Genomic DNA, 16,274 nt, shown 5'->3' with positions numbered 1-16,274 from the left:
CTGCAATAAGAAAATAAAGATTGAGGTCTGAGCTTACTTTGCGAAAAGAGACAGCTCTTATGCTTGTAGGCTCTAGATACTTATTATACAAGAGTATAAGTTAAAACGCATATTTTTTCATACTAATGCGCTTTCATTTATTATAGGTAAAAAACAAGGTGTAATAGAATTTTTCTCCTTATACACCTTGTTTTTACAAATACATATTATCTAGTAAACGCTGCCGGTACTCCACCATCAACTGTCAGCATACAACCCGTTGTACGATCTGATTTTGAAGAAGCAAAGAATAAAATCGATTGTGCGATATCTTTTGGATAGATATTCACTAATAAAGTTGTACGTTTGCGATAGTGTTCTTCTAATTGATCCGGGTGAATTCCGTATGCTGCTGCACGCTCTTCTCTCCAGCTTGATCCCCAAATAGCAGATCCTTGAAGTACTGCATCTGGAAGTACAGAGTTTACGCGGATTCCAAACTCTCCACCTTCTGCTGCAATACATCTTGCAAGATGAGTTTCCATCGCTTTTACAGAGCTGTAAGCAGCTGCATTTTTACCTGCATATACAGAGTTTTTCGAACCGATGAATACCATGTTTCCGCCAGTACCTTGTGATTTCATTTGTTTGAACGCTTCACGAGCTACTAAGAAATATCCAGTTCCTAGAACGTTCATGTTTAAGTTCCACTCTTTTAATGAAGTTTCATCGAATGGGCTTGAAGTTGCAAGACCTGCATTGTTTACGATAATGTCCACACCACCGTAAGTTAAAGCAGTTTGTTTGAATGCTTCTTGAACTGCTTCTTCACTTGTTACATCCATTTTCACTGCAAATGCGCGACCCTCACCATATTGCTCATTGATTTCTGCTGCTACCTTTTGAGCACCCTCTAGGTTAAGATCAGCGATTACAACATGTGCACCTTCTGCTACAAATTGACGGCAAGTTTCGCTACCGATACCGCCAGCACCACCTGTTACGAAAGCAACTTGTCTTGAAAACTCAGCTTCTGCAGGAGCTAAAGATAATTTGTAAAGCTCTAATAGCCAGTATTCTACATTAAATGATTCATTTTCATTTAAAGAAACAAAGTTTCCTAAAGTAGTAGATCGTTTCATAACCGCGATCGCACGGTGATATAAAGCACCACTTACGTTAGCCATTGGGATGTTTTTACCTGTGTTCACCATTCCGATACCAGGAATCAAAATAACACGTGGAGCTGTTTCAGAAATTTGATCGCCTTCGTTTTTGTTTCTTTCGAAGTATGCTTTGTATTCTTCTTTAAAACTTTCGATACCAGCTTTTACTTTTTCTACTAAACTAGCAACATCTTGTTCTTGAGGATTCCAGTCGATGAATAGTGGTGTCATTTTTGTGTGAACTAAGTGATCTGGACATGCTGCACCAACTTGAGATAATTCAGGAGCGTTATTGCTGTTTACGAATTGTAGAACATCTTCAGCATCATCATATGTTAATAGCATTTTCTTTTCTTCGCTAACTGCACCGCGAATCACTGGCATAACTTGTGCTAAAGCGTTTTTACGATCTTCTTCAGCAAGTGCTTCGTATTTTTGTCCGCCAAATACATTTTCTTCTACTAATTTAGCTTGAATATATTGTTCTGCTTCATTAATAACAGAAATTGTTTTTTCATAGCTTTCTTCAGCAGTTTCGCCCCAAACAACTAGACCGTGTTTTTCCATTAATACTAATTCTGCGTTTGGATTGTTTTTAACACCTTCTGCGATCATTTTTGAAAGTGTGAATCCCGGGCGTACATATGGTACCCATACAAAACGATCTCCGTATATTTCTTCAGCAATTTGGCGACCGTTGTCTGCACAGCATAGTCCAATGATAGCATCCGGATGTGTATGGTCAACATGCTTGAATGGTAAGAATGCATGTAATAAAGTTTCAATTGAAGCTCGTGGGTGTTTGCTATCGATCATACAGTGTGCAAGGTAAGCAACCATTTCTTCATCTGACATTTCATCACGTTCGATTAGTGGACGAATATCTTCCATTCTTAAACCGGTGAAGTTGTGCGCTTTCATTGTCGCTAAATCAGATCCACTACCTTTAACGTACATCACTTCAACGTCACGACCTCGGAAATCTTTTTCAATTGTTTTCATTGAAGTGTTTCCGCCGCCCCAGTTACAAACAGAACGGTCTGAACCGATTAGGTTTGAGCGATATACTAGCTCTTCTACACCTTTTGATATTGAAGCTGCTTTTTCTTTATTCCATAAACTTTGTACCACTTTGTTTCCTCCTCTATTTTATTTGCATTTGTTTTTGTTTGATTATCTGTTTTTAATTATATACTATGTTTGTTTGTTTTTGAATATATTTTTTGTTTATTTTTGAATTTATTTATCTTCAACAAGAATATAGGTTGCTTTTATAGGACCGTGAACCCCTACAATGAGATTCAATTCAATATCAGCACTATTACTTGGTCCTGTAATAAAATCAATGCAGGAAGATATGTTTTTCCCTTCTTGGACTTGCTTATTAATGTGTGCAGTAGCTTGCGTCATTCTTGGTACAAGAGTACTTTTTGGAACAATGGCAATATACGTTTTCGGTAATAAGCTAACTGATCTCCCTTTGTTTTCACTGCTGAATAAAACAACTGTCCCTGATTCTGCAAGAGTGATATCACTAAAAGTGATACCCACATCAGCCTTTTCTGCTGCCTCTATGTTTTTTTCTTTAAGAACCGGATCCCAAATGTGTACATCAATATCCTCTTCAGGAAGCTTACTTAACAGCCCCTCTTCTAATCCAAACTCTTTATGACGATCATCCTTCCAAGTTACAACACTTCCGGCTTCGTACTGCTTTAACACATCACGGATTTTTTGTGGGAGTTGCTCATAATTCGTCTCAATAAATTGGGTATGAATAACTTCACAATGTTTTTTCAGAACCTCAACCAATTCATCTTGTGTGGCATCTTTTAACACATCATATTGAGGGGTTGTCGTCCATTGTGGTTTTGTGACTGTTTTCACTCTTTCTCTTCCTAATTTTTCAGCTATTGTATTGAGAAATGAATCGCGATTTGTGATTTGTCCTGCTGCCATCTTTTTATTCCCCTCCTTTTTCTCTCTTTTTATACCAGTCTCTAAATCTCTCTTTACTTGGTGCCGGGAAATCACGTACATCTGTCCAAGGCTTCATTGGACCTGGTCCTTTTTGAATACTGTTTTCTTTTGTAAAAGGCGCCATGACCGATGAAGCGGATTTTGTACCTGTTTTATAAAGACTTGGTGAACTTGCTGCCAGCTGAAAGCCTTTCATCGCAAGCTTTTCACCAAATGGTGATTTCTTTTCATCTTCAACAATCTTTCTTCGATGTTTAATTAATAGTTCATGAAGTGGAATTTTCACCGGGCATGCATCTGTGCATGCTGCACATAAAGATGAGGCATACGGCAGCTCCTTGTAATCCTCATAACCGCCAAGCAAAGGTGTTAAAACTGCTCCAATTGGACCAGCGTAAATAGAGCCATACGAATGTCCACCTACATGACGATAAACTGGACAAACATTGACACAAGCTGCACAGCGGATACAGTGAAGTGCACTTTGGAATTCAGTTCCTAGTATGTTTGATCGTCCATTATCAACAATAACCAGATGGAATTCTTCAGGCCCATCAACATCACCATCGTCTTTTGGTCCAGTTAATCCTGTAATATAACTAGTTAATTTTTGTCCAACAGAGCTTCTGCATAGTAGACTTACCATTATATCTAGCTCTTCCCAAGTTGGAACGATACGTTCCATACCCATAACCGTAATCTGAGTTTTCGGTAAAGCGGTTACAAGTCCTGCATTTCCTTCATTTGTGACAAGACTTATAGACCCTGATTCAGCAACAGCGAAGTTACAACCTGTAATACCAAGATCAGCACTTAAGAAATCTTGTCGAAGTTGTTCTCTGGCAAAAAGGGCAAGCTCTTCTGGAATTTCCGATTTATCATAGCCTCGTTTTTCTTTAAATGTGTCACGAATTTGCTCTTTGTTTTTATGAAGAGCAGGAACAACGATATGTGACGGTGGATCATGGTCATCAAGCTGAAGAATATATTCACCTAAATCCGTTTCGATTACTTCACAGCCTGCATTTTCGAGTGCGCTATTTAAGTGTATTTCCTCTGTAACCATTGATTTTGACTTTACAACTTTTTTCGCTTGTTTTTCTTTTGCTACCTTTGTGATGTACTCATTAGCCTCTTCTTTTGTTGAAGCAAAAAATACATGACCACCACGTTTTTTTACATTTTCACTTAACTGCTCCAAATAGTAGTCAAGATTCTGAAGCGTGTGCGACCTGATTTCTTCGCCAAGCTTACGCCATTCTTCCCAATTCCCCAGCTCTTCTGTTGCCAACAGCCGTTTTCCTTGCATTCTCTCTTGCGCAGATGCAACCGCATTTCGCATAAAGGAATTGTTTACACCTTTATCAACTCGATCAAAAAACTTTTCATCGCTTATTTTCATCGCCATTTTACTTCACCTCGCTGTTCAATACTTCCGCTATATGCATAACCTTAATTTGCTTCCCTTTTCGATTAATTCTGCCACCGATATTCATTAAGCAGCCGCAATCAGCACCGATTAATACTTCAGCACCTGTTTCTTCTATATGTCTCACCTTTTCATCTACCATTTGCTCTGAAATCGGAACCATTTTGACAGAGAATGTTCCACCAAATCCACAGCAATCATGACTGTTAGGAAGTGACTTTACATCTAAGCCTTCAACATTGTCTAAAAGCTTTCCGGGTGCATCCTTTACACCTAGTAACCGTGTCATATGACAGGATTTATGATACGTCGCACAAGCTGGTAAACTAGCATTCACGTTTTCTACTTTTAACACTTCTACAATAAACTGTGTTAATTCATATGATTTTTTCGCTAATTTCTCTGCTCTTTCTTTCCATACCGGCTCATTTTCAAACAGATGGCCGTATTCTCGTAACATCGCAACACATGAACCAGAAGGTCCTACTACATAATCTGAGTTCTCAAACGTGCGAATCATGTGTTTTGCCACTTCTTTCGTTTCTTTATGATAGCCGCTATTAAAAGCGGGTTGTCCACAGCAGGTTTGCTGTTCCGGAAAATCAACTTCACACCCAAGCTTTTCTAAAAGCTCTACAGTATGTTTCCCAACATTTGAATAAAACACATCTGCCAAGCATGTAATAAATAAGGATACTTTCATTTCCTAATTCCCTCCATTCATTTAGGAGCAGTCTTTTTTATAGATTATACTACTAAACCCACAAAATATCACCCGTTTTTATTTGATTATTTTGTTTTGTTTTTATTTGTTTGGATTTTTGGGGTTTGTGGGAAGGTTCAAAAGTAATTTAAGTTAGTTAGTAAAATACTTGAGTTGCAGTGCAAAGTAGATTTTATCCTTCATTTTCTCTTTGGGATTTGGCTTTTGGCATTCTATCTTAATGAAGGACCTTTCTTTTGTGGAGAGACCTGCTTTTGTCCTTCATCACTCGTATGAAGGACTTTTCTCTCTTGATGTGCCCTGCTTTGTCCTTCATCAACCTTATGAAGCACTTTTCTCTCGTGGATGTGCCCTGCTTTGTCCTTCACCAACCTTATGAAGGACTTTTCTCTCGTGGATGTGCCCTGCTTTGTCCTTCATCAACCTTATGAAGGACTTTTCTCTCTTGATGTGCCCTGCTTTGTCCTTCATCAACCTTATGAAGGACTTTTCTCTTGTAAAACAGCTCCCCTTTGTCATTCATCAAATTAAAGGACAAATCTGCACCCCTTACCACACTTCTTTAACGCTACCTAAAACAAAAAAGCTGCTGAGTTTTATAAACTCAACAGCTTTTCCAATGAATTATTCTGTTTTAGTTACTTTTTCTTTTTCAGCTTTTGCTTCTGTATCTTCAGTTGCAGCCTCTGCATTTTCTACGGCAGCTTCTGATTTATCCTTTTCAATAACTGATTTCATTTCACTATAGTCATACTTCGAACGGTCAACTGGAGTGAAATCTTGTGGTGTGTAGAAGCGTAATAGGTCCCCTTCAACAAGCTTGTCAGAGTAACTTAATTTCATCTCAACAATTTCTTTTTGTTTTAACGCCTCTTCTGTTGCTTCTACTTTCGTACCAGTTGATGAATCATAGTATTTTCCACCAGTGTATACTACTTCTGGACTTACAAAGTCACCATTTCTAAATGGAACCAGTTCATCATGTTCTTTTGATAATAAATCTGTTCCAAATTGTACATACTGCTTTGTATCAATACCTAGTAAATGCATTAATGTAGGAAGAAGATCAATTTGACCACCGTATTGATGCATCGTTCCGCCTTCAAGGCCAGGTGCATGAATGAACAACGGCACTCTTTGAAGATCTGAACTTTCTAATGGTCCAACTTCTTTTCCTAGAACTTTAGACATTGCTTTATTATGGTTTTCTGAAATACCGTAATGGTCACCATACATGACAACAATTGTATTTTTATCTAAACCAGATTCTTTCAGATAATCAAAGAATTCTTTTAAAGCCTCATCAGCATAGCGTACTGTCTGGAAATAGTTATCAACAGACGGATCTCCAGTAGTATGAGGTTCAATTGTTGCTAATTCCTGATCCATTTTATACGGGTAGTGGTTTGTTACAGTTATAAACTTTGTATAAAATGGCTGTGGCAATGATTCAAGTAACGTTTCTGATTGCTGGAAGAACGGCTTATCCATTAAGCCATATTCTGCAAGATCTTCTGGTTTTAAATCATAATAACTTGAATCAAAGAAATGATCATAACCAAACGACTTATAAATTTCGTCACGATTCCAGAACGAGCCTTTGTTACCGTGGAATACAGCCGAAGTGTATCCCTCTTGACCTAAAATAGCCGGTGCAGACTGATACGTGTTTAAGCCTTTCGTTGAAAAAGCAGATCCTTGTGGAAGACCAAACAACGAATTTTCCAGCATAAATTCAGCATCAGCTGTTTTTCCTTGTGCTGTTTGATGAAAGAAATTATCAAAATACAACGTATTAGAATCTTTTGTCAGTGAATTCAAGAAAGGAGTTACTTCCTCTCCATTTAACTTATAATCGATAATGAAATTTTGAATCGATTCTAAGTGAAGATAAACAACATTCATTCCTTTTGCAGCACCAAAGTATTCTGGATTCGGGCTTGCATAATTAGAACGAGTATAGTTAAGCACTTCTGTAATATCATTACTATCTGCCATTGCTCGCTTAGCAGATGCTCTTGTACTTTGTACAGCATCATAAATCGTATAGTTGTACATACCTAAATACTTTACAATATAGTTTCGGTCAAATGTTCTTGTTAATAGCTGTGGACGATCTTTTTCAGCAAGTCCAAGGTTAATGCTCATAATAAGAAGTGCAGCTAATAGAACAGAACCCACTTTTCTAAGCTTAATGACTGGTACTTGTTTGTTTTGTCGACGGAATAAAATTCCTAACACAAGTATAATAATTGGATCCAAGAAAATTAAAATATCTGTTGTATGCAATAGTGAAGTTACACTAGTACTAACATCCCCAAAGTTTTGCGTTTGAGTCAATGTTGGAAGTGTAATAAAGTCACTAAAGAATCTGTAGTAAACAACATTGGCAAACAATAAAAAGCTCATTAAAAAGTCGAACACAATTAACCATAGTAATTTTCTTTTTCTTGATAATAAGGATAATCCAAGGAACAATAAAGCTGATCCTAATGGATTAAAAAATAATAGAAATTCCTGCAAACCATTTTCTAAGCCTAAATTAAATTCATTATGTTGAACGAAATATGTTTTTATCCATAATAATAAAACAGCTAAAAAGAAAAGGCTCATATAATTATTTTGGATGTTATTGATAAACTTCCTCATTATTTCACCTCTTGTTCAAATTCGAAAATCAAAGTCATTCAATTATTCTATTAGATTTTCATCATAAAGTAAAGGTCTTGCTGTTAGTCTTATTTTACCAAATATCCTTTGTGAGCTTGATATAGGTATTTAAACATATTTCATTTAATGTAACTAATTATGATCTATTGACCTATGGTTCTCTTTTTTTTTGTAGAATAATATAATTTATTTTATTAGTATTAAGTTATAGGAGAAATTGGCTTTAGAGTATATAATATACATATAATATGTTTGATCTTTCACAATATTGAGGTGGCCGCCATTGTCATATAAAAAAATTATCCTACTTACCATAGCAATAGGGATTATCCTATTTTTAATTCCATACTGTATTCCCATCATTTTAGCACTGATCACAGCTATCTTATTAGAACCCGCTGTTCAAGTTGGTATACGTTCATTGAAAATAAAACGACAGTTTAGTGTTACCCTTGTCTTTATCTTGTTTCTGCTGGTGTTCGGGTTAAGTGGCTACTGGATCATCACAACATTAGTCGTTCAATTGTTGGATGTTACAAAAAATTTCCCAGACTATTATTACCTTTTCGCGGATGAAGCACAAGCGTTAATTAAAGACTTTCAGGGTTATTATATTCAAATTCCGAATGAGTACCTATCAACAATTCAACAAGCAATTGAATCGCTAAAGGATTTTGTATTGGGATTAGCAACATCTATTACAAAAAATTTATTTGATTTTATCGCATCTATTCCATTAATTTTGGTTCACACGATTATTTACTTAGTAGCCATGTTCCTATTCTGTCTAGATTTACCAAAAATCAAGACGAGAGTTCTAAGTATTTTTTCTGATTCTTCTAAGGAAAAAATTGATTTGGTTGTTACTCAATTATTAAAAGCTTTTATTGGCTTTTTTAAAGCACAGGTTATCTTCTGTCTCATTACATTTATTTTGTCATTTGTAGGGCTTCTTATCTTAAATGTAAAATATGCCCTCGTTTTATCGCTATTAGTTGTTTTAGTCGATATTTTGCCAATTTTAGGGGCTGGTTCCTTCCTCGTTCCTTGGGCTGTATACAATTTTGCTTTCGGAGACACACAGCTTGGCATAGGTTTAATTATACTTTTCGTTGTTATTACCATTGTCCGACGAGTAATTGAACCTAAAATCTTAGGAGCCAGCATAGGGATCAGTGCTCTCTCCGCTTTGATCAGTATGTATGTTGGCTTTGAGTTAATTGGCTTTATAGGATTGATTGCAGGTCCAGCGCTCATCATCATCTTGCAAGCTTTGTATCAAGCAGGTTTTATTAAATTAGGGAAATTAAACAAAATATAATATGACTTAAAATCTTCTATTTATACAGTGAAACACATGCTTATAAATAGGAGGTTTTTTTATTAAAAAAACTATGTGTTAGCAACCACTCATAAGTCATGCAGGGGATGATCGACAGAGGTTTAAGTAAAGCTTTACAAGCTCGTGGCACAATTAATAGAGATTTTAAGGTATAATAAAGGTGTTATTGTTATAATGATATGTGATTGAACGTCTAAAAAAATAATCACCTACACACCAAGAGAGGTAATCTATAATGAGCACAGAACAATTAAATCTACAAGATCTAAAAAAAATCAAAGTAGAATTAACACGATTTATGATGGCTTATCAATTTGCTTTAGATGAATTAAATACGAAAATTAATATTTTAAAGGACGAATTCACATATATCCATGACTATAACCCAATTGAACATGTGAAATCGCGTTTAAAGTCACCGGAAAGCATCTTCAAAAAAGTCATAAAAAAGGGATGTCCTTTGTCTCTTGACTCTATTAAGGACAATATTCGTGATATTGCAGGAATTAGAATTAATGTTTCTTTCATCTCTGACATTTATGAAATTAGCAACATGCTCTCACGCCAAAAGGATATTCATGTCGTCGAATATAAGGATTACATCAAAAATCCAAAGCCTAACGGATACCAAAGTCTCCATATGATCTTAGAAATCCCTATATTTATGTCAGATCGTGAGGAAATCGTAAATGTAGAGGTTCAAATCCGGACTATTGCAATGGACTTTTGGGCAAGTTTAGAACATAAAATCTACTATAAATATAATAAGGAAATTCCGAAGAGATTAAGACAAGAACTTAAGGAAGCAGCGACTGTTGCAACACAGCTTGATCAAAAAATGGAGCGTCTTAACCGGGAAGTGAATGCGTATAAAGAAACAGCAGCTGAGCAGGATAAAACAGACTCCATTATTACAATTGAAAAAAATAAATTTCAGCTACCAATGGCATTAATTGAATCGTTCATTTCAGAGAAATAGTTTTTATTAAAATACCGTCAACCTTTATAGGAAGACGGTATTTTTTCATGTTCACCTTTTTATCGCCTTCAACAACATAGCTTCTCCGCAAAACGACATCACTTTGTTTTCCTCTGTAACAATTCGAAATTTATGTTTTACTTTTTCCGGGGCATTAAGAATAGTATTAGTTACTTTCTCTTTTTCTTTTTCGGACAACTGCATACGGTCACACCAGCCCATAAATTCAAATCTTTTCTCAAAACGAGAGATTTCATGAATTTCAAAACCGGCTAATTCTATCTTCCCGATCCACTCTGTTTTTTTCCAAGCTCGATAATGACTATAGTCTCTCAATTTTTCAATCTTATTATAAAAGTGATCGAACTCATCATTTTCGGGTGCAACATTATCATTTAATAAAAATTGTCCACCACATTTTAACACACGATAAACTTCTCGAATAAATTTTTCAATGTTCGGGAAATGGTGAGGAGCAATACGGCAAGTAACAATATCAAAGGCTTCATTAGAGAATGGCATTTTTTCAGCATCACCTTCAACAAACAAAACGTTAGAATGGCCGTTAGTTTGAATGAATTTTTCAGAAGCAGTCAGCATTTCAGGTGTTAAATCCATTGCAGTAACCTGTCTAACAACGGGAGCAAAAGCATTTGCTGTATGTCCACCTCCAGTTGCAACATCAAGAACCTCTTCGTTTCCAGTTATAGAGGCCATCTCCAGCAACATCTTCAAATCTGTACCTTTTCGGTGTATTTGACTTTCTACATAATCATTTGCACTACGACCAAACTGCTTTTTCACATCATTTTTGTTATTCAACTCGTTCTCCTCCATCTCTCGATTTCATTTTTTCCATCTTCTACTTTATTATAATGACTAGGATGCGATAAGAAAATTACATTCAGTTTATGAATTAAGATAAGGAAAAGTTATAATGTGATTGAAACCTTATATTTTTTTGCTTTTTTTGCAAAGATTGTTGCTTTTACGATAATATTTTTACATCTATAGTGGAATGGAGCGGAAGACACTCGACTCCTGCGGGAAGTGAGGAAAGGCTGAGACCCCGCAGGCGAAGCTGAGTTATCATGAACGAAACTAGCTCCTTACTCGTAAATTCGTAGGTTAATTTGGTAAGAATGTTTATTGGTAAGTAAACAAAAACCAAATCAGAGCTACATTACGGAAGGAGCTAGTTATTATGAAGGATACCATAAAATTTGTAGGTTTAGACGTATCAAAAGAAAAAATTGCTGTCGCTATTGCAGAAGAGGGCCGTGAAGAGCCTAGATATTACGGAATGATTGCACATACACCTGAAGCAATAAGGAAATTAATGAAGAAGCTTGGAGAACCTCACACTCTACGAGTGTGTTATGAAGCAGGACCAACTGGATATCCATTATATAGATTATTAACCTCGTTGGGTGTCCATTGTGAAGTGATTGCTCCGTCATTAATTCCTAAAAGGCCAGGTGAGCGTATAAAAACTGATCGTCGGGATTCAATTCGAGTAGCGGCGTTATATCGATCAGGTGAATTAACTTCTATTTATGTTCCAACTCCAGAAGACGAAGCTCTCCGAGATTTAGTAAGAGCACGTGAAGATGCAAAAGAAGATGAGCTAAGAGCTAAACATCGTTTAACTAAATTTTTATTACGTAATAATATTAAACCACCAACTGGGGTTAATAAATGGACTAAAAAGTACCGCGAATGGTTAGATGCTTTGAAGTTTGAAAAGTCCTCTTTACGAGTTGTTTTCCAAGAATATTATCACCAAATAAAAGAATTAGAACAACGTGTTCGAAGGCTCGAAGAGGAAATTAAAGTACAATCTATTGAAGGTGTTCATGCACCAATAATTCAAGCCCTACAAGCATTAAGGGGTGTAGCCCTTGTAACGGCTACTAGTCTTGCGGCTGAAATTGGTTCATTTAGGCGTTTTCGAACTCCCAAAAAATTTATGGCTTATATTGGGCTAATTCCGAGCGAATCCTCTAGTGGTGATAAAAGAAGACAAGGAGATACGACAAAAACAGGAAATCGACATGTTAGACGTTTATTAATTGAAGCTGCATGGAGCTATAGATATCAACCTGCAGTTAAAGGGGAATTAAAAAGACGTCAAGATGGTCAATCGCCAACAGTTCAAGCGATATCCTGGAAAGCTCAAAATCGACTTCATCGAAAATATTTTCGACTAATATCTAGAGGGAAAGAACACGGTAAAGCAATTACTGCAGTGGCAAGAGAGTTGGCAGGTTTTATTTGGGCTATTGCACAAGAGGTAGAAGAGGCTTCAAGAGCTTGAGTATTAAATAGGTCTTTAAAATTCGATTTATTAAAGTTTTTTAAATGATTCAGATTTTGTAGATTTTAAAATAGATCCATGAGAATAGGGCTCGAAGGCAAAGTAAAATACCGGAAAGGAAAATCCACGCGCCTCCTCTGTGCTAATCTTAATTAGATTAACGCACGCGCCGAGTTAGTGGAAAAGTCCTTTATACGGAAAGATAAATTGTGATAACCCACGAATATCAGGATGCTAACCGCAGTAGAGATTTTGCCTTCGTGCCGTATTCTTATCGTCTATTCAAATAAAGTAATCAGGAGGTAAGGATAATTCATTATTTCTTCCTTAGCTTAACGCAGTATCTCAACTCTAAGAATAGCAGTCAAGGAGAACACTTGACAGCCATTCTTAGAGTTGAGGATGGGTTAGTAAGCTAAAGAAGGAGTTAATCTAGCCTGAAAGGCTAATAGGACAACAAAGTAAAGAAGCCGAAAATAGCTTCTCTTCTTAAAGATACCCAAAAATCATTCAATTACTAATTTAGAGTGGGAGCCTTGACAGTTTCGTTCATATCAGGAGGCTCAGCTTCCTCCCCGTGGAAAGCGAGTGTCTGCAGCGCGATGGAACGAACTTATTTTTACCATAAACTGTAGTAAAAGCAACAAATTATGCCCTTTATTTAAATAAGAGGCGCAAAAAAATCCTTACCACCTCATTTTTCGAGATGCTAAGGATCTTCTGCTCTTAATTAACCTAAACCTATTTAGGTAATAAACCAACCATTTGCAATCCATAAACAATTCCATCTTTATCAACAGATTTTGTCACATGTTTTGCTACAGCCTTTACTGATTCTTCAGCATTTCCCATTGCTACACTATTTGTGATTTTTGAAAGCATATCAATATCATTTAAGCCGTCCCCAAAAGCATATTGGCGTTCTGGTGAGAATCCCAGTCTTTCAACGAGCTTTTCAATTCCTTTTGCTTTGGAACCTCCATTAGGTAGAATATCTACTGAAAGAGGATGCCACCTGATAAAATCAAAGTCTTTGAAGGTTTTTTCGTATTGCATTTCTTCTCCTTCACGACAGAAAAGAAGTGATTGGTATAAATCACGTCCTTTATAATAATGCGGGTCATGAGTAGGGAAATGATTAACTTTCAATGTGCTAATACTTTCATTAATATACTCATGCTCAGGAACATTTGCTTTCATATCTTCATGGTCCATAAACACAACCGGATGTTCATTTAAAAGGGCTGTTTCTGTTAATTTTTCAAGTGCTTCTATATTCAACGGGTTTGAGTATACGACATCTCCATTTAATACAACATACTGACCGTTGTAGCTTACATATGTATGAATATCCAATTCCTCGCGCAAATCCTCAAACATAAAAGGAGCACGACCAGTTGCAATTGCGACTTCATGCCCCAGATCCTTTAATTGAAAGATCGCTTCCTTCGTAGAGGCTGGTAACATTTTATCATGTGTCAGCAATGTTCCGTCTATATCAAAAAATATTACGCTGCGATTTGTCATCGTGATTCCACCTTTCGTTTTACTTACCACTTGTCATTATATAGTAAAAAAATGATATTTTACATAATACTGATTTCATACTGTTCCTCTTTCAATAAATTGAACAGAAAACTCTTGATGGGTAACCTCTGAATGTACCGCTTGAAGAAACATATTTTCCCCCATTTCCTCAAGGGGTAATTCAAAAGATGTAATGTTCATCATTCTTGCAATCGGTTGATTATCAAATCCAATGATCGCAAGCTGTTTTGGAATCGACAGTTGGGAATTTTGGCATGTAGTTACAATTCCAGCTGCAACCTGATCATTTGTCACAATTAAGGCAGAAGGAGGAGAAGTCATTTTCAGCACTTTTTTGATCACTTTCTCACCGTCCTCAAAATAAAGACAATGATCCATAATATACTTTCGATGGTATTCTAACTGATGCTTGGTCAAAAAGTCTTTATAGGCTAATTCTCGCTCACGGCTATTTGTTCCATACTTTCTTCCAATGCAATAGCCAATGTTTCTATGCCCTTTTTGATACAAATACTCTAGTGCATCAGTAAATGTGTTATAGTGATTGATAAATGTTGTAGATAACTCTTTTCCCTGAATATTTTCACATAATACGATTGGTCCATATTGTAAATGTTCTTCAATAACAGAAACATCACAACTTCTTGAACATATAATCAGAGAATCAATTTGCTTATGCTTCAGCATTTGTAATGCTTCCAGTTCTCTACTTTCCTGATAATCTGTTTGAAACAAAACTAATTTATAATTATTTTCAAGTGCCTGCTTTGCGATCCCCTTTAAAAGAAGAGCAAAATAAGGATGATCTGAATATGGCAGGACAACCCCCATTAATAGTGTTTTTCCTCTGCTTAAATGAACAGCATTCATATTTTTATGGTAATTACTAGTTTCTATTGCCTTTAAGACGGCATCCTTCTTTTCCTCACTAACATATGGATGGTTATTGATGACACGAGAAACTGTTGTGACCGAAACCCCAGCCATTTTAGCTAAGTCTCTAATATTTGTCATATTCTCACCTTTACTCGTTTTGACAGTTTTCTTCTGATTTCATTCTACCATTAGCTTCAACAAAATAATCGTCGAAGTCATGAATCGGTTTTACTTTTAACGATTGCCCGGAACTTTTCATACACAAATAAGCTGCAGAATAGATAACAAAACATAATAGGATTAGTCCAAACACAAGTATCTCTCCTCGCTATTATTTCTTGGTTATGAGTGTAATGTATGAAACGCGTTCCAGGTCAATAGGTGAATATCAATTTAATAGCCTTAACTTGTAAGTAAGGCTTTTATCTTTATCTATTAAAGCATTTTAGTAGGCAAAACCAGTTATCTGCAGAATACCAATATGAGGTTTCCTAGCTTAAAAGAAAAAACGCAACGTAATTTTAGCCAATACGTTGCGTTTTTCAAGCCATATTAACAGTACTAATTTTTCTCATTGTCTTCTTTATAACTTTATAAAAATAGAAAAAGGAACAGTATACACTTAGTGAACCCAGAAAGAAGGCAATGATAAATGTAAACTTCAGGCTTAAAACAATAAGAATTCCATTGATGATAGCAACTCCTGCTGAAGATATGGGATTTCCTATTGTAACCAACAATGAACTTTTTAAACTCGGTAGAAGTTTCATTTCAAAGTGTACGATCATGGAAAAGAAATAAGTGTTCCATGTGAAAAGGAAAGCTGCCAATCCAATAAACATGTAGGTAAAGATCATTGATTGTTGATAAAAAAATACGAAGTAATTTAAAAATAAACTAAGCCATAAAAAACCAAATATAAACCCGCCTTTAACGCTCTGTTTGTAGTTTTCTTTGTAGTATTTCAAAAATGCTTGAAATATCCGTACATCTCCCTCACCCAATATCCATCTTCTTACTACTGCAAACATGGCACATGTTGCGGGAAAAAATAATAGTGGTAGTAAAATCGCAAAGGGCAGCAATTGCAATGACATATGTGTCATATCATTGACCATAAGGCTTAACATAATATAAACGATAGGGAAATTTAAGAAGAGCCATATTAGATTAGTAAAAGTGAATCGTGTAATGAGAACAGATATTTTATAAAAACTTCCCATCAAACCGTTTATTTCCATTATTACATCCTCCTCACTGGTAG

The 16,274-nt window shown here is 36.0% G+C and carries 14 protein-coding genes; 3 read left to right on the top strand and 11 right to left on the bottom strand.

The features are described 5' to 3' along the window. Positions 1–206 precede the first annotated feature (206 nt). The 6 genes from HWV59_RS08270 to HWV59_RS08245 all read right to left on the bottom strand — a co-directional run bounded on the left by HWV59_RS08270 (position 207) and on the right by HWV59_RS08245 (position 7,927). The gene (locus HWV59_RS08270) at positions 207–2,276 is read right to left on the bottom strand and encodes a bifunctional aldolase/short-chain dehydrogenase (RefSeq protein ID WP_175638582.1); all 2,070 of its coding nucleotides are present in this window, start codon (positions 2,274–2,276) and stop codon (positions 207–209) included. A 108-nt stretch (positions 2,277–2,384) separates the two neighbouring features. After that, positions 2,385–3,104, bottom strand: a complete 720-nt coding sequence (locus HWV59_RS08265; protein ID WP_102230153.1) for a LutC/YkgG family protein — start codon at positions 3,102–3,104, stop codon at positions 2,385–2,387. 4 nt (positions 3,105–3,108) lie between these two features. Next, positions 3,109–4,533 (bottom strand): LutB/LldF family L-lactate oxidation iron-sulfur protein, encoded by a 1,425-nt coding sequence (locus HWV59_RS08260; protein WP_175638581.1) that lies wholly within the window; start codon positions 4,531–4,533, stop codon positions 3,109–3,111. A 1-nt stretch (position 4,534) separates the two neighbouring features. Further along, positions 4,535–5,257 (bottom strand): (Fe-S)-binding protein, encoded by a 723-nt coding sequence (locus tag HWV59_RS08255; RefSeq protein WP_102230151.1) that lies wholly within the window; start codon positions 5,255–5,257, stop codon positions 4,535–4,537. A 394-nt stretch (positions 5,258–5,651) separates the two neighbouring features. Further along, entirely contained in the window at positions 5,652–5,816 is a 165-nt protein-coding gene (locus HWV59_RS08250; protein ID WP_175638580.1) for a hypothetical protein, read from the bottom strand. An 86-nt stretch (positions 5,817–5,902) separates the two neighbouring features. After that, positions 5,903–7,927, bottom strand: coding sequence for an LTA synthase family protein (locus HWV59_RS08245; RefSeq protein WP_175638579.1), 2,025 nt, complete (start codon positions 7,925–7,927; stop codon positions 5,903–5,905). A 304-nt stretch (positions 7,928–8,231) separates the two neighbouring features. Here HWV59_RS08245 and ytvI point away from each other — a divergent pair, with 304 nt between their 5' ends. Together ytvI and HWV59_RS08235 are read left to right on the top strand one after the other, a co-directional pair. Then, positions 8,232–9,269: a sporulation integral membrane protein YtvI gene (gene ytvI, locus HWV59_RS08240; protein WP_175638578.1), complete on the top strand. Its 1,038-nt coding sequence runs from the start codon at positions 8,232–8,234 to the stop codon at positions 9,267–9,269. 256 nt (positions 9,270–9,525) lie between these two features. Next, positions 9,526–10,269, top strand: coding sequence for a GTP pyrophosphokinase (locus HWV59_RS08235; protein ID WP_102230147.1), 744 nt, complete (start codon positions 9,526–9,528; stop codon positions 10,267–10,269). 51 nt (positions 10,270–10,320) lie between these two features. On the opposite strand, the gene HWV59_RS08230 is transcribed toward HWV59_RS08235, so the two are convergent. Beyond that, entirely contained in the window at positions 10,321–11,091 is a 771-nt protein-coding gene (locus HWV59_RS08230; protein WP_175638577.1) for a class I SAM-dependent methyltransferase, read from the bottom strand. Between the two features lie 382 nt (positions 11,092–11,473). On the opposite strand from HWV59_RS08230, the gene HWV59_RS08225 reads away from it, so the two are divergent. Further along, positions 11,474–12,586: an IS110 family RNA-guided transposase gene (locus HWV59_RS08225; RefSeq protein ID WP_175638576.1), complete on the top strand. Its 1,113-nt coding sequence runs from the start codon at positions 11,474–11,476 to the stop codon at positions 12,584–12,586. Positions 12,587–13,327: 741 nt separating this feature from the next. Here the strand turns inward: HWV59_RS08225 and HWV59_RS08220 are convergent. From HWV59_RS08220 to HWV59_RS08205, 4 genes are all read right to left on the bottom strand, one after another. Beyond that, positions 13,328–14,113, bottom strand: a complete 786-nt coding sequence (locus tag HWV59_RS08220; RefSeq protein WP_175638575.1) for a Cof-type HAD-IIB family hydrolase — start codon at positions 14,111–14,113, stop codon at positions 13,328–13,330. 75 nt (positions 14,114–14,188) lie between these two features. Then, positions 14,189–15,148, bottom strand: coding sequence for a LacI family DNA-binding transcriptional regulator (locus HWV59_RS08215; RefSeq protein WP_175638574.1), 960 nt, complete (start codon positions 15,146–15,148; stop codon positions 14,189–14,191). 10 nt (positions 15,149–15,158) lie between these two features. Further along, positions 15,159–15,323: a hypothetical protein gene (locus HWV59_RS08210; RefSeq protein WP_175638573.1), complete on the bottom strand. Its 165-nt coding sequence runs from the start codon at positions 15,321–15,323 to the stop codon at positions 15,159–15,161. 229 nt (positions 15,324–15,552) lie between these two features. After that, positions 15,553–16,251, bottom strand: coding sequence for a YesL family protein (locus tag HWV59_RS08205; RefSeq protein WP_175638572.1), 699 nt, complete (start codon positions 16,249–16,251; stop codon positions 15,553–15,555). Positions 16,252–16,274: the final 23 nt, after the last annotated feature.

It is taken from the genome of Metabacillus schmidteae, from assembly GCF_903166545.1.
Classification (GTDB): Bacteria; Bacillota; Bacilli; order Bacillales; family Bacillaceae; genus Metabacillus; species Metabacillus schmidteae.
This window is presented reverse-complemented; position numbering and strand designations above follow the sequence as displayed.